The following is a 13,373-nucleotide window of genomic DNA, read 5'->3' as shown; positions in this document are numbered from 1 at the left end:
TGTCCCCGTGACCGGTAAAATGCGCGGATGATCAAGCAACGCACCCTGAAAATGCCGGTCAAGACGACCGGCGTCGGCCTGCATTCCGGCGTCAAGGTCGAAATGACCCTGCGCCCGGCCGGCCCCGATACCGGCATCGTGTTCCGGCGGATGGACCTCGACCCGCCCGCCGAACTCAAGGCCGATCCCTATCTGGTGACCGACACCCGGCTGTGCTCGATGCTCGAATCGGGTGCCGCCAAGGTGTCCACCGTTGAACACCTGATGTCCGCACTTGCCGGGCTGGGCATCGACAACCTGCTGGTCGACCTCACCGGTCCGGAAATTCCCATCATGGACGGCTCCTCGGCGCCATTCGTGTTCCTGCTGCAGTCAGCCGGCATCGTCGAGCAGGGTGCGGCGAAGCGCTACGTGCGCATCAAGCAGCCGATCGAAGTGCGCGACGGCGACAAGTGGGCGCGCTTCGTCCCGCACAACGGCTTCAAAGTCGAGTTCACCATCGATTTCAAGCATCCCGTGTTCGACAAGAGCGGCAAGACCGTCAGCATCGACTTCGCCGACACGGCCTATACCAAGGAAGTCGCGCGCGCGCGCACCTTCGGCTTCATGCACGAGGTCGAAGCCCTGCGCAACCAGGGCCTTGCGCTGGGCGGCTCGCTCGGCAACGCCATCGTCATGGACGAATTCCGCGTACTGAACCAGGATGGCCTTCGCTACGACGACGAGTTCGTCAAACACAAGGTGCTCGACGCCATCGGCGACCTGTATCTGCTGGGCCACCCCATCATCGGCGCCTTCGAGGCCTACAAGTCGGGCCACGCGCTGAACAACGCGCTGCTGCGTGAACTGCTGCAACACCGGGAATCCTGGGAATTCGTCAGCTTCGAGCACAACGAGGACGTTCCCCTCGCCTTCCTGCATCTGCACCCCCTCACCGCATGATCGCCGTTCGCCTGCTGATCGTCGCCCTGCTCATCGCCGTGGTGGCGCTGGGGCTGGCGTGGCTGTTCAGCGGCAACCGCAAATACCTGCGCGCCCTCGGCCGCGTGCTGCGCTTCGCGCTGGTCGTCGGCCTGGTCGTGGCGCTGATTTATGTGGTGGAGCGGCTGGTGCTGCGGTGAGCATGGCAGATACCCGTTGCCAGGGTTCGGAACACGTTCGCCGGGCCTAAATTACTGACCGAGGAGGAAATTGCATGGGACAGACAGGCCGGGGTAAAGCGCTGGCGATTCCTTTTAGTCCGACAGGCGCCTAACCTGCCACCCACCGATCACTCTGCTCGAAGCCGCGCGTATGCCGGCCCAGCAGGGCGGTGGCTTCATGGCAGGAAAGCGGAGGACTGTAGTAATAGCCCTGCACCGCGCGCATGACGCTGTCTACAAATTCGTCACCGCCCAGACGCGCCCGCAGTTTCTGGCGACGCTTGGCCTGCGCCAGCATGAGGCCGAGATGGTCGCGAAACAGCGCGCGGTTGGGCAGCCCGATGAGCAGGTCGTGGTAGGCCTGGTCGTACACGGTTTCCTCGGCCGGCTTGCGCTCGGTGACGCCCTTGGCGACACCGTAGCTGCCGATGAAGCGCTGCTCGAAGGGGCTGATTTCCTCGTCGTACGTGCCGGTGGCGGTCAGTTCGACCGACTCGCAGCGGCCCGTCATCAGTCGCGGATACCGCATCCACGGGTTGCACTTGAGGCGGATTTCGATGTTGCGCGCGCCGCGCCGACGACCGCAGCGCGGGGATCGCCGTATCGATAGTACTGTCGCCGGCCGGAGCGAACAGGCAGGCGGTTCGATGCCGAGCAGCGCACGCATCGCGTCCTGCAGCAGCACAAACACCCGATCGGCCCCGCGAGCCTGGCGGAAATGACCGTGCAGCGTCGATTGCGCCCCTGCGCGGCAGCGCCTTGCATCAGAAGTTCGAGCGACTCAGCCACCACACACAGGCACACAGGCAGGTCGTTAGCGCCGACTTCTTTAGTAAATTATTCGAAATCTCTCACATCTCATTGCTATTTATAACTAAATTTGCTACACCGTCATTCAGGAATTAAAAAATTCCGGCCATTGCCATGAACTGTTGTTTTCAAGTTTTGGTCAGCATGTCCGTATATTGCCTATGGTGTTGTAATCCTGCCGCCCTTCATTGAAGCAAACGCATATGAAAGCTGTACTGACCGGATTGATTTTATTGTGCGTTCACACCAGCGCCGCCGCGCTCGATGGCCGCACCTCCCTGCAATGGAGCGACCCGTTCGACACGACGCTGTCCGCCCCGCAGCCGGCGCCCGACTTTGCGTCGATACCGGAATTGAGCGCGCATTCGGTGCTGGTGCTCGACCAGGCGAGCGGGCAAACGCTGCTGTCGAAGAATGCCGGCCTGCAGACGCCGATCGCCTCGATCACCAAGCTGATGACGGCAATGCTGGTGATCGACGCCGCACAGCCGCTGGATGAGCGCATCGCCATCACCGACGAAGACCGCGACACCCTCAAGGGCACCGGCTCGCGCCTGGCCATCGGCAGCCATTACACGCGCGGCCAGTTGCTGCATCTGGCGCTGATTGCATCCGACAACCGCGCGGCGCATGCGCTCGGGCGCAGCTACCCGGGCGGGCTGCAGCGCTTCATCGCCACCATGAACCGCATGGCGCGCGCACTGGACATGCACGACACGGTGTACGTCGAGCCGACCGGGCTGTCGAGCGACAACCGTTCGACCGCGCTCGATCTCGCCAAACTCGTCGATCACGCCTATCAGAACTACCCCGAAATCCGCGACATCAGCACCACCGGTAATTACACCCTGGGCACCCAGCGCGTGGTGACCCGGAAAAAACGGCAAAAGCCCCAGGTGCACTACCGCACCGTGGCATTCAACAACACCAATCGCTTCACCCGCGCGGAAGACTGGCATATCGGCCTGTCCAAGACCGGCTTCATCAACGAGGCCGGTCATTGCCTCATCATGCAGGCGCAGATCGCCGACCGCGATGTCATCATCGTGCTGCTCGATGCACAGGGCACCAGCCGCCGCGCCGGCGATGCCACCCGCATCAAGACCTGGCTGGAATCCAGCCCGCCGCTTCGCACCGATAACCGCCACACCCCCGCCTCGCGCACCTGACCTCCTCCTGCGCTGGCGCGCTTCCCGCACCAGCGGCCTCGCAGCCTGCCGGACTTGAAGGAAATCGGCTGCAAATCCGCCTGGCCGGTTTATATTTCGCCACTTTCTTGGGCAATAAAACGACTATTGCCCGGCAAAACCGTCAAAATCATGTCCCGTCGGGACGGTATCCCTTGGGACTGCCCTCGCCCAGTCGAATTTTCGCTTCGATTCTTCAAGTCCGACAGGCTGCTAGCGGCGGCGTTATGATGAACGCCCCGTCCGTCCGCATCCCGTCTCATGTCTGCCGAACTCGCCCAGCAACTGCTGCTTAAAACGCTGCTGCCCCTGTCCCTGCTGATCGCCGCCGGCGCCATCTGGCCGCGCTGGCAAAGCGGCATTTCCATCGTCGGTCTGCGTGGCGAAATCAACCGGCTGGTGCTGAATTTCTTCGCGCCGATGCTGTTCTTTGCGGCCGGCGCATCCGCCACGGTTGATCTCGCCATCCTGCAGGTGCCGCTGATTCTCGGCGCCGCCACCCTGTTCGGCCTTGCGCTGGCCGCGCTGGCGCTGTTCGCCACGCCGCTCGGGCACGGCCTCACGCGGCCGCAACGCGGCGCCATCATGCTGGCGTCCGGCTTCGGCAACGTACTGTTCTTCGGCTATCCATTCCTCACCACGGTGTACGGCGAATCGGGCGCGCGCTACCCCTTCTTCGCCGACATGCTCGCGACCACCCCGCTGGTGTGGTCGCTCGGCGTGTGGATCGCGTTTCACTGCGGCAAGCACACCGAGCATGCCTCGTTCCTGTCGATGTGGCTGCGGCTACCGCCGGTGTGGGGCTTCGCGGCGGGTATCGCGGTCAACCTCTCAGGCGCCGCGCTCGACCCGCTGGTGGAAGCCGCGCGCTGGGCCGGCAGCCCGACCATTCCGCTAATGCTGTTCGTGCTGGGCCTGACCATTCCCTGGCACGATCTGCGGCCGCACAAGGCCGTTTTTGTCGCCATGGCCATCAAGCTGGCGCTGATGCCACTCTTGGCGCTGGGGATTGCGCTGGCGTGGCCCGGCAAACTCAGCGAACCGGGTGAAGCGGCAATTCTGGAGGCCGCCATGCCAACCATGGTGATGGTCATCGCGCTGACCGACCGCTTCGGTCTCGACACCCGCCTGGCCGGCCTCATCATGGGCTGGTCAACGCTGGTGGGATTGGTTACGCTGCCATTCTGGCTTGTTGTCGTGAAAGGCATTGCATCATGAAAATCGGATTCATCGGCAGCGGCATCATGGGTCGCCCCATGGCGGAAAACCTGCTGCGCGCCGGGCACCAGCTGTTCGTCTACGGCCGCCGCTTCGACCGCCTCGAACCGATACTGGTCGCCGGCGCGCTCGGCAAGGGCACGCCGTCCGAAGTCGCCGCCGAATCGGACATCACCTTCACCGTCGTCTCCGACACCACCGACGTCGAACAGATCATCCTCGGCGACCGCGGGCTGGTGCACGGCGCCCGCCCCGGCCACACCATCGTCGACATGAGCACCGTCTCGCCCGCCGCCACCCGCCGCATCGCCGCGGCGCTCGCCGAACGCGGCGTCCACATGCTCGACGCCCCGGTGTCGGGCGGCGAAGTCGCCGCGCGCGAGGGCACGCTGTCAATCATGGTCGGCGGCGAAGCGCCGATCTTTGAAAAGATCCGTCCGCTGTTCGAAATTCTCGGCAAGAACATCGTCCACGTCGGCGGCCACGGCGCCGGCCAGGTGGTCAAATGCTGCAACCAGATCGTCGTCGGCCTCACCTTCGAGGGTGTCGCCGAAGCCATCCTGCTGGCGCGCCGCAACGGTGTCGACCCGGTCAAGATGCGCGAAGCGCTGCTGGGTGGCTTCGCCGGCAGCCGCATCCTCGACGTCCACGGCCAGCGTATGCTGGACGCCAATTACAAGCCCGGCTTCAAGGTGAAATTGCACCACAAGGATATGGCCATCGTCATGGACAACGCGCAGGAAACCGCCACCCCCCTGCCCGGCGCTGCGCTGGTCGCACAGCAGATGAATGCGCTGATGGGTGCCGGCGACAGCGAACTCGACTCGTCGGCGATCATGCGCGCGCTCGAGCGGCTGACCGGCGGCACGCAATGAGCTTCGAGGAACGCATCGTTTTCTCGACCGTGCCGCCCCTGTTCCGGTCCACTACTACCAAGCCATAACCACCAGGCAGGAGGGGTTCGCCAGGCGCCGGCATGGATCGGTCGTCCCACCGCTTAGCTCAAGCGCCGCAAAGCCTCCACATCATTGAGGACGATCTGGTCGCCATGCACGTCGATCAGATGCCCGCTGCGCAGCTTGGCCAAAACTCGGGACAAGGTTTCCGGCTGAATCCCCAAACGCGACGCAATGACGTGTTTAGGCGCCGTTAGCCGCACGTTGGATGCAACGGCTCCCTCCGGCAACTGCTCCAGCAGGTATCCAATCACTCGCTGCGCGCCGCTGTGCAGGGTCAGGTTTTTTATCTCGTTGATCAGGCAGTGCATGCGCTGGCTCATGGTCGACAAAAGCCGCATGCACAGATCCCCATTGCTCCGCACCAGCCCAAGAAAATGCTTGTTATCCAGAACCACCAGCCGGGTTGCCTCAAGCGCGCAGGCGTGGACCGGGTAACGCCCTCCCATGAACATCGCCGCTTCAGCAAAGAAAAGTCCGGGCCGAACCAGGTCCATCACCTTTTCTTCACCGCTCTGCGCCACGCGGCACAACTTGACGATTCCCGACAGGACAAAGAAAAAATGCGTGCACGGATCGCCCTGATCGAACAGACATTCGCCCGGCATTAACTTGCGAACCTTAACGTGTTCCAGCACCTCGTCAAACTCCGCTGGCGACAACGCAGCCAGCAGGTAGCCGCCTTTTAGACGTTGAATATCCACAGAGTCCAGATGCATGAGCGTAGTATAAGGCCAAGATTCATTTGACTTAAGTCACGGCGCGCCGACCGGCCCGGCCGGAATATGGGCCATACTTCGATCGGGCTGCGATAATGTCTGCGTACAGCGCATAACATTGAATTTCATGATCATGCTCTCTAGCTTCTGCCCCGCTCTACCCCACCGGCGTGCTCACGCAATCAAAATACGGCGTCCCCATTTCACAAGCCCGGCAAGCCGTTGGGGTACACAGATCAGGCGGCGTTACCCGCACCCCGTGTGGGCGATGCTTCTCTTCTTGATGCTGATCGCTGGCGCGACTTCGACAGTCCGCGCGAATATCGCCACCGACTATCCGCAGGTGCGCGCCCTGTTTCCGGGTGCCGACCACTTTGGCGAATCCGAAGGCAGCCCCCCCGCCAGCGCCGTCTATGCCAGCAATGAATTGATTGGCTTCGCCTTTCTGACCATGGATATGGTGCGCATTCCCGCCTATTCAGGGAGCCCGATCAACATCCTGGTCGGGATCGACACCCGTGGACGTATCACGGGCGCGCGCATTGTCCACCATGCAGAGCCGATTCTTGCTGCGGGCATCAGCGAAGCGGAATTGACGAAATTTGTCGATCAGTACCGGAACAAGCCGGCAAGCGGGCGCATCGTCGTCGGCGCGGCGCGTGACGGCTACGCCACCGTCGATGCCATTTCCGGAGCCACGATCTCCACCATGGTCATCAACGCCTCCGTCACCCGCGCAGCCAGAATGGTGGCCGAATCACGGGGAATCCCCTTGGTGGAGGCCGCAACACCGTCCTCGGCGACGCCGGAGACGGCGCCATCCCCTCCGCCCCATGACAAGGCGGCCGAGACGCCCGGCCGACCGGCGTCCACCTCGCCGGCGCAGGCTGTCCGCCCCGTCGAGGCGACATTGCCGCAGCCCGCTGCCGCGGCGGCATCTGCCGAACCCGCCACCGTCCCTGCCTTGACCGCAACCATTGCCATGGACGAAAGCCCCATATGGCCCACCCTCTGGCACCTGCACAAGGTGGAGATCGTGCTGCTGCTGCTGGGGCTGGTCCTGCTCACCTGCATCCTGCTGTTCCAGGATTACCTGGCACGCCGCCCCACCTTGCTGCGCCGGGTACGCACCGGCTTCCTGGCCTACACCCTGTTCTTCATCGGCTGGTATGCGATGGGCCAGCTTTCCATCGTCAACGTCCTCACCTTCGTCCAGGCAATTACCCATCAATTCAGCTGGGATACCTTTCTCATCGATCCCATGCTGTTCATCCTGTGGTCTTTCGTGGCGATCACCCTGCTGCTGTGGGGCCGCGGCGTCTACTGCGGCTGGCTGTGCCCGTTTGGTGCCTTGCAGGAGTTCACCTTCCAGCTTGCGCGCAAGCTCAGACTGCCGTTTTTCGAAATCCCCTATGTCGTGCACGAGCGCATGCTGGCGCTCAAATTCGTGATTCTGCTGGTGCTGTTCGGGCTGTCCCTGCAGTCGATGGAACTGGCGATACGCGCGGCCGAGATCGAGCCCTTCAAGACGGTTTTCACCCTGCGCTTTCAGCGCGAGTGGGGCTACATGGCCTTTGCCCTGGGGGTGCTCCTGCTCGCCGCCTTCAACCGCAAGTTTTACTGTAAATACATCTGCCCTCTGGGCGCCTCGCTCATCATTCCCGGCCGCTTCCGCTCCTTCGAATGGCTGCGCCGCCGCAAGGAATGCGGCAAACCCTGCCAGGCCTGCGCCATGGCATGCGAAGTCCAGGCCATCCGCCCTACCGGAGAAATCGTGCTCAACGAGTGCCATCACTGCCTCGACTGCCAGGTTACCTACTATGATGAACACAAGTGCCCGCCATTGGTCGTGAAGCGCAGACGCCGTGAACGCGGCAGTCTGACGCGCGAACTTGCCCAGGACATGGAGGGCGCCGGTGACGCCACCTCACACTTGAATGGCATTCCCATCACGGTCATGAGTATCCTCGCCGAGGATGACGAGGATGCAGAAAGCCCGTGTTTGAGTTGCCGGGCTAATCGTTGACCTAAATCAAGGCATACATGTGGAAGACGGTTTAACTTACTGCTCAGTAATCAGGATTTTTCACTTAACCAGAGGAGGATTCAAATGAACACCAGGCTAACCATTCTGGCTGCCAGCATTTTCATCATGGGCGCGACACAACTCACTTTTGCAGCGGATGCGCCTGCTTCCGGCCACCCCGGCACCACCGATCCCGAATTGCGATACAAAGGCGCGCCCACATCGATCACGGGGGAAAAGGCCGAGGACGTCCGTACGCCCAAGGCACCGGCCATCACCACCAGCGAATTCACCCGCGCCAAGCAAATCTATTTCGAGCGCTGTGCCGGCTGCCACGGCGTGCTGCGCAAGGGCGCAACCGGCAAGCCGCTCACCCCGGACATCACCCTGGCGCGCGGCACCGAATACCTGAAGGTCTTCATCAATTTCGGTACGCCCGCCGGCATGCCGAACTGGGGCTCCTCCGGCCTCCTGAGCGAGGCCGAAGTCGACCTCATGGCGCGCTACCTGCAGCACGAGCCGCCGGTCCCACCCGAATTCGGCCTGGCCGAAATGAAGGCCACCTGGAAGGTTCTGGTGCCCCCCGAAAAGCGTCCCAAGAAAAAGATGAACAAGCTGGATCTGGAGAACATCTTCTCCGTGACCCTGCGCGACGACGGCAAGATCGCGCTGATCGACGGCAACACCAAGAAGATCATCTCGACCATCGAGACCGGCTATGCCGTGCACATCTCGCGCATGTCGGCTTCGGGGCGTTATCTCTTCGTCATCGGCCGCGACGCCAGGATCGACCTGATCGATCTGTGGATGGAAAAACCGGCGGTGGTGGCCGAGATCAAGGTGGGCATGGAAGCGCGTTCCGTCGAAACCTCCAAGTACAAGGGCTACGAGGACAAATATGCGATCGCCGGCACCTACTGGCCGCCACAATTCGTCATCATGGATGGCGATACCCTGGAGCCGAAAAAGATTGTCGGCACCCGCGGCATGACCGTGGACACCCAGGAATATCACCCGGAACCGCGCGTCGCCGCCATCATCGCCTCGCATGAACACCCGGAGTTCATCATCAACGTCAAGGAGACCGGCAAGGTCCTGATGGCCAACTACGAGGACATCGACAACATGAAGATCACCGAGGTCGGCGCCGCGCGCTTCCTCCACGACGGCGGCTGGGACTCCACGCACCGCTACTTCATGTCGGCAGCCAACGCCTCCAACAAGATTGCCGTAGTCGACTCCAAGGACCAGAAACTGACCGCGCTGGTTGAGGTAGGCAAAACCCCGCACCCGGGCCGTGGTGCCAATTTCGTCGATCCGAAATTTGGCCCGGTATGGGCCACGGGGCATCTCGGCGATGACAGCATCGCACTGATCGGTACCGACCCCAAAAAACACAAGAGCAATGCCTGGAAAGTGGTGCGCACCCTCAAGGGCCAGGGTGGCGGTTCGCTGTTCCTCAAAACCCATCCGAAGTCAAGGAACCTGTGGGTGGATACGGCGCTCAACCCGGATGCCGCCATCAGCCAGTCGGTCGCAGTCTACGACATCGATCATCTCGACAAGGAACCGCAGGTGCTGAACATCGCCGAGATGGCCGGCCTGGGTGAAGGACCGAAGCGCGTCGTGCAGCCCGAGTACAACAAGGCGGGGGACGAAGTCTGGTTCTCGGTCTGGAATGGCCAGAACCAGGAATCAGCCATCGTGGTCATCGATGACAAGACGCGCAAGCTCAAGGCCGTGATCAAGGACAAGCGTCTGATCACGCCGACGGGCAAATTCAACGTCTATAACACGCAGCACGACGTCTACTAAGCAGATGGGGCGGAGCAGGATTCCCTGCCCCGTCACTCCCTTACGGCGGGCAACAAGCGCACATGCGAACTTTGACGACAGCAGGAATGATGATTGCCATGGCTTTCGGCAGCGCTTTCGCCGATTCGCCTCCTCTCAACTCGGCACGGCAGAACGAGCTCGTTCACCTGGTGCGCCAGGACTGCGGCTCCTGCCACGGCATGCAGCTTCGTGGCGGTCTCGGCCCGGCACTCACGCCCGAAACACTGAAAGACAAACCTGCTGATTCGCTGATCAGTACTATTCTTCATGGGCGGCCCGGCACACCCATGCCACCGTGGAAAAACTTCCTCTCCGAATCCGACGCGTCATGGATCGCGGAAAGTCTGCAAAAGGGATTTCCCGATGCGCGCTAACATTCCTGCTCTTCTTCTGCTTGCTCTCGGCATACTGACGGGCTGCGCCGGCACCAACCTGCGCGGCACCGGCGACCTCGGCGTCGTCATCGAACGCGCCACCGGCAGCGTGCAGATTATCGACACCTCCCATCGCACCAGTCTGGCGAAAGTGGAAGGCCTGGGCGACCTCTCCCACGCGTCCGTCAGCTACTCCCGCGACGAACGTTACGCCTACGTGTTCGGTCGCGACGGCGGGCTGACCAAAATCGATCTGCTGGCCCAGCGCATCGACCGCCGCATCATCCAGGGCGGCAACAGCATCGGCGGCGCCATCTCGACCGATGGCACATTGGTCGCCGTGGCCAACTATGAACCCGGCGGCGTGAAGGTGTTCGACGCAAACACCCTGGTGCTCGTCGCCGACATTCCCGCCGTCGGCGCCGATGGAAAACGCTCCAAGGTCGTCGGCCTGGTCGATGCGCCCGGGCAGCGGTTCGTATTCAGCCTGTATGACGCCGGCGAGATCTGGGTCGCCGACATGCACGACCCGAAACAGCCGCTGCTGCGCAAGTTCGCCGGCATTGGCAAGGAGCCTTACGACGGCATGATCACCGCCGACGGCCGCCATTATGCCGCCGGCCTCTTCGGCGAGGACGGGGTGGCCGTGCTGGACCTGTGGAACCTCGACGCCGGCGTCAAACGCATGCTGGTGGAGTTCGGGCGCCACGGCGAGAAACTGCCGGTTTACAAGATGCCGCACCTGGAAGGCTGGGCCGCGACCGGCAACCAGATCGTGCTGCCCGCGGTCGGCAAGCACGAGGTCATCATCGCCGACCAGAACAGCTGGAAGGAAGTCGCGCGCATTCCTGTCGCCGGCCAGGCGGTGTTCGCCGTGGCGCGCCCCGACGGGCGCCAGGTGTGGATCAACTTCGCCTTCCCCGACAACGATACAGTGCAGGTCCTCGATCTGCCCTCGCAGCGCATCGTGCAAACCCTGAAGCCAGGAAAGGGGGTACTGCATCTGGAGTTTTCCCCGCGTGGCGAGCAGGTCTGGCTCTCGCTGCGCGACGAGAACCGCATCGACATCTACGACCCGGATTCATTCACCCGCATCGGCACCCTGCCCGCACAGAGCCCAAGCGGCATTTTTTTCACCGTGCGTGCCCACAGGACCGGATTATGAGCGACCTTCAACTCAGCCTGCTCAATGATTTCCAGCGCGACTTTCCGCTCACCTCGACGCCCTTCGACGCCATTTCGCGCCGTCTCGGCCTGGAGGTGGAGGACGTGCTCGACAGCTTGCGCCGCCTTACGCGGGAAGGCGTCATCAGCCGGGTCGGCGCGGTGTTCCGCCCCAACCGCATCGGCGTCAGCACGCTAGCCGCCATGGCCGTCCCACAAGCAAGGCTCGCCGGCGTGGCGCAACAGGTCAGCGCCCATCCGGAAGTCAACCACAACTACGAACGCGAACACCGCTTCAACCTCTGGTTCGTCGCCACTGCCGCGAATGCGGCGCACCTGGGACGGGTGCTGCACGACATCGAGCAGCAGGCCGGGCTGCCGATGATGCGCCTGCCAATGGTGCAGGACTACCACATCGACCTCGGCTTCGACCTGCGCCGCAGCGTCGCCCTGGCGCATCAACCCCGGCAGAAGGCGGTCCCGCAAAGTGCGCTCGAACTCGACGGTCTCGACTATGCCCTGGTCGCGACGATACAGGACGGCCTGCCGCTGGTGGCGCGCCCCTACGCGCAGGTTGCCGCCGCCATCGGCACCTCGGAGGCCGACGTGCTGAGCCGCCTGGAAAAACTGCTCGAGCACGACATCATCAAGCGCCTGGGAATCATCGTGCGCCACCACGAACTGGGGTTCCGCGCCAACGCCATGGTGGTGTGGGACATTCCGGACGAACAGGCCGATGAAGTCGGGCGCTGCATCGGCGCATCCGGTCTGGTGAACCTGTGCTACCAGCGCCCGCGCCGCCTGCCCGACTGGCCCTACAACCTGTTCTGCATGATCCACGGCAAAGACCGGGACGCCGTGCTGGAACACCACCGGCATGTGCGCGATCAATGCGGACTGACCGACTTCTCGTGCGAAGTCCTGTTCAGCAAGCAGCGCTTCAAGCAGACCGGTGCCCGCTACGTCGAACCCCCCCCCAGGAAAGAGGCGGCCTGATGGACGAGCTGGACCGTGCCCTGATCAACACCCTGCAGGGTGGGTTTCCGGTTTGCGAGCGTCCCTACGCCGAGGTGGCGGCCCGCGTCGGCAGCGACGAGGCGAGCGTCATTGCCCGCATCGAGAGCCTGTTGCAACGCGGCCTGCTGTCGCGCTTCGGCCCCATGTACCATGCGGCGCAGATGGGCGGCGCGCTGAGTCTGGCAGCAATGGAAATCCCGCCGCAAGACTATGACCGCGTGACCGGCATCGTCAACAATCAGCCCGCGGTGGCGCACAACTACGAACGCAACCACCGCCTCAACATGTGGTTCGTGCTGGCCACCGAAACGCCCGATGCGCAGCAGGAAACGATTGCACGCATCGAGCGTGAAACCGGCTATGCGGTATTCAACATGCCCAAGATTCGTGAGTATTTCGTGGAGCTGAAACTGCACGTATGAACGCGCCCCAGGATTTCAGGCTGCTCGACGACATCGACCGCCGCATCATTCAGGCAACCCAGGCGGGGCTGCCGCTGAGCGCCCGCCCCTACCATGCCATTGCCGAGCAGCTTGGTGTGGACGCGGCAGAAGTCATGCAGCGCATGCGGCGCATGCTCGATCTGGGCATCATCCGCCGCATCGGCGCCGTACCAAACCACTATGCCCTGGGCTATCGCGCCAACGGCATGACAGTGTGGGACGTCGCCGACGATCGCATCGACGAACTGGGCGAACGGGTCGGGCAGCTGGAATTCGTCACCCATTGCTACCAGCGCCCGCGCCACCTGCCCGACTGGCCGTACAACCTGTTCGCCATGGTGCACGGAAAAACGCATGAAGAAGTGGAAGCCAAGACCGCGCTGATCGCTGCCGTGCTGGGGCCATCCAGCCGCGGCAACGACATCCTGTACAGCACGCGAATTCTCAAGAAAACCGGGCTGCGCATCGGCTCATAGGAGAA

At 62.8% G+C, this 13,373-nt stretch carries 14 protein-coding genes; 12 read left to right on the top strand and 2 right to left on the bottom strand.

The window, feature by feature from the left end; all coding sequences use genetic code 11:
- Window positions 1-27 precede the first annotated feature (27 nt).
- Both lpxC and ACZ41T_RS10025 read left to right on the top strand, forming a co-directional pair.
- Window positions 28-942, top strand: a complete 915-nt coding sequence (gene lpxC, locus ACZ41T_RS10030; RefSeq protein ID WP_464921258.1) for a UDP-3-O-acyl-N-acetylglucosamine deacetylase — start codon at window positions 28-30, stop codon at window positions 940-942.
- Window positions 939-1,121, top strand: a complete 183-nt coding sequence (locus ACZ41T_RS10025; RefSeq protein WP_464921257.1) for a hypothetical protein — start codon at window positions 939-941, stop codon at window positions 1,119-1,121. The genes lpxC and ACZ41T_RS10025 overlap by 4 nt, the downstream gene beginning before the upstream one ends.
- A gap of 130 nt (window positions 1,122-1,251) precedes the next feature.
- On the opposite strand, the gene ACZ41T_RS10020 is transcribed toward ACZ41T_RS10025, so the two are convergent.
- Window positions 1,252-1,833 carry a hypothetical protein gene (locus tag ACZ41T_RS10020; protein WP_464921256.1) on the bottom strand — a complete coding sequence of 194 codons (582 nt, stop codon included), beginning with the start codon at window positions 1,831-1,833 and terminating at the stop codon, window positions 1,252-1,254.
- 322 nt (window positions 1,834-2,155) lie between these two features.
- On the opposite strand from ACZ41T_RS10020, the gene ACZ41T_RS10015 reads away from it, so the two are divergent.
- The 3 genes from ACZ41T_RS10015 (at window position 2,156) to ACZ41T_RS10005 (ending at window position 5,232) form a co-directional block, all read left to right on the top strand.
- A complete protein-coding gene (locus ACZ41T_RS10015) occupies window positions 2,156-3,121 on the top strand; it encodes a serine hydrolase (protein WP_464921255.1) in 966 nt (321 codons plus the stop codon).
- Between the two features lie 279 nt (window positions 3,122-3,400).
- Window positions 3,401-4,357: an AEC family transporter gene (locus ACZ41T_RS10010; protein WP_464921254.1), complete on the top strand. Its 957-nt coding sequence runs from the start codon at window positions 3,401-3,403 to the stop codon at window positions 4,355-4,357.
- Window positions 4,354-5,232 (top strand): 2-hydroxy-3-oxopropionate reductase, encoded by an 879-nt coding sequence (locus ACZ41T_RS10005; RefSeq protein ID WP_464921253.1) that lies wholly within the window; start codon window positions 4,354-4,356, stop codon window positions 5,230-5,232. The genes ACZ41T_RS10010 and ACZ41T_RS10005 overlap by 4 nt, the downstream gene beginning before the upstream one ends.
- 122 nt (window positions 5,233-5,354) lie before the next feature.
- Here the strand turns inward: ACZ41T_RS10005 and ACZ41T_RS10000 are convergent, their stop codons facing one another.
- Complete coding sequence (locus ACZ41T_RS10000; RefSeq protein ID WP_464921252.1) at window positions 5,355-6,032, bottom strand: Crp/Fnr family transcriptional regulator; 678 nt, start codon at window positions 6,030-6,032, stop codon at window positions 5,355-5,357.
- Window positions 6,033-6,300: 268 nt separating this feature from the next.
- On the opposite strand from ACZ41T_RS10000, the gene ACZ41T_RS09995 reads away from it, so the two are divergent.
- The 7 genes from ACZ41T_RS09995 (at window position 6,301) to ahbB (ACZ41T_RS09965) (ending at window position 13,368) form a co-directional block, all read left to right on the top strand.
- Window positions 6,301-8,058: a 4Fe-4S binding protein gene (locus ACZ41T_RS09995; RefSeq protein ID WP_464921251.1), complete on the top strand. Its 1,758-nt coding sequence runs from the start codon at window positions 6,301-6,303 to the stop codon at window positions 8,056-8,058.
- An 84-nt stretch (window positions 8,059-8,142) separates the two neighbouring features.
- A complete protein-coding gene (locus ACZ41T_RS09990; RefSeq protein ID WP_464921250.1) occupies window positions 8,143-9,873 on the top strand; it encodes a cytochrome D1 domain-containing protein in 1,731 nt (576 codons plus the stop codon).
- 86 nt (window positions 9,874-9,959) lie between these two features.
- On the top strand, window positions 9,960-10,268 hold the full coding sequence (locus ACZ41T_RS09985; protein WP_464921249.1) for a c-type cytochrome: 309 nt from the start codon (window positions 9,960-9,962) through the stop codon (window positions 10,266-10,268).
- Entirely contained in the window at window positions 10,258-11,433 is a 1,176-nt protein-coding gene (locus ACZ41T_RS09980) for a cytochrome D1 domain-containing protein (RefSeq protein WP_464921248.1), read from the top strand. Before ACZ41T_RS09985 ends, ACZ41T_RS09980 begins: the two co-directional genes overlap by 11 nt.
- Window positions 11,430-12,428, top strand: coding sequence for a siroheme decarboxylase subunit beta (gene ahbB / locus ACZ41T_RS09975; protein WP_464921247.1), 999 nt, complete (start codon window positions 11,430-11,432; stop codon window positions 12,426-12,428). The genes ACZ41T_RS09980 and ahbB (ACZ41T_RS09975) overlap by 4 nt, the downstream gene beginning before the upstream one ends.
- A complete protein-coding gene (locus tag ACZ41T_RS09970) occupies window positions 12,428-12,871 on the top strand; it encodes an Lrp/AsnC family transcriptional regulator (protein ID WP_464921246.1) in 444 nt (147 codons plus the stop codon). Before ahbB (ACZ41T_RS09975) ends, ACZ41T_RS09970 begins: the two co-directional genes overlap by 1 nt.
- On the top strand, window positions 12,868-13,368 hold the full coding sequence (gene ahbB / locus ACZ41T_RS09965; RefSeq protein WP_464921245.1) for a siroheme decarboxylase subunit beta: 501 nt from the start codon (window positions 12,868-12,870) through the stop codon (window positions 13,366-13,368). Before ACZ41T_RS09970 ends, ahbB (ACZ41T_RS09965) begins: the two co-directional genes overlap by 4 nt.
- Window positions 13,369-13,373: the final 5 nt, after the last annotated feature.

Source organism: Thiobacillus thiophilus (assembly GCF_055378705.1).
This window is presented reverse-complemented; position numbering and strand designations above follow the sequence as displayed.